1 protein-coding gene is annotated in these 1,020 nt (G+C 48.3%); it reads right to left on the reverse strand.

The window, feature by feature from the left end; translation table 11 throughout:
- Positions 1-992, reverse strand: a 992-nt coding sequence (locus R7070_RS26640) for a flagellar biosynthesis protein FlhF (protein WP_318141579.1), incomplete at its 3' end; no start/stop codon positions are given.
- Between the last annotated feature and the right edge of the window lie 28 nt (positions 993-1,020).

Below are 1,020 nucleotides of genomic sequence, written 5' to 3' on the forward strand. Positions count from 1 at the left end.
TATGTGTCTGTTGTCACAAGGGCCACATTGTCGGCACCGTATTCCATGGCTGCGCGTGCAGCAAGCTTCGCGACAGTTGTCGTTTTTCCGACGCCTGTAGGGCCAAGCAATGCAACCACACCACCACGTTTTAAAATATCTTGTTTTGGTATGTTAATTTGATCCGCAACGAGTGACAGCAACGCCTTCCACGCACGTGCAGGCTTGGTGTCTTCTGGGATGTAACATGCCATTTGGTCTGCAAGCTCAGGAGACACGCCCATACGCTCTAAGCGTTTGATAAGCATGGCTCTTAATGGCTCACGACGTTCCACTTCTTGCCACATTAAGCCGGAGACTTGATGTTCCAGCAGACGACGAATCGAGGTCATCTCTTCGCGCATGTTCTCCAGCTCTTTTGCTGACTCGTCACGCTCTTCAGAGGATGGGCGACGACGGTCATAGCGCGTAGGATCTAACTTCGGCGTTGGTCGCTCAAAACGGTTATCTTGAGCAATCAATTTCGCCAAAGGAGAGTCCGGCTGGTATGGCACGGGCTTTTCTTGGTTGTAGCTTTCGCGGTGCTTATTTTGGCGTTGCAATAGGGCTGATAACGAATCTTCGTTTTCCGCAACATGATCATCAGATTCTGCTGCGCCACCACTGTATTGCTTCAGCATGTTCGCGAATCGCTGTGTCATCGAGCCTGATTTTTCTTTGCTGTTTTGTAGGCTAATTTTATCTTCATCTAAACTGCGATCTTGAAAACGATCGGCCGCTGATGACGACATTTGACGATGTTCGTTATAGCGATTCGATTGAGAAGCACCACGATTTGATTGCGAAGAAGCACTGGATGAAGACGGATTGGATTCATTATCCACTGCAGCAACAATCGCTACACCGCCTGCCACTTTCTTGTTTGACATGATCACCGCATCTGCACCCAACACCTCTTTCACTTGGAGCAGCGCTGATCGCATGTCTTTGGCAAAAAATCGCTTTATTTTCAAACTATGAATCCATTAATGATGCGTGAGA

Source organism: Vibrio sp. 1557 (assembly GCF_033340175.1).
Classification (GTDB): Bacteria; Pseudomonadota; Gammaproteobacteria; order Enterobacterales; family Vibrionaceae; genus Vibrio; species Vibrio alginolyticus.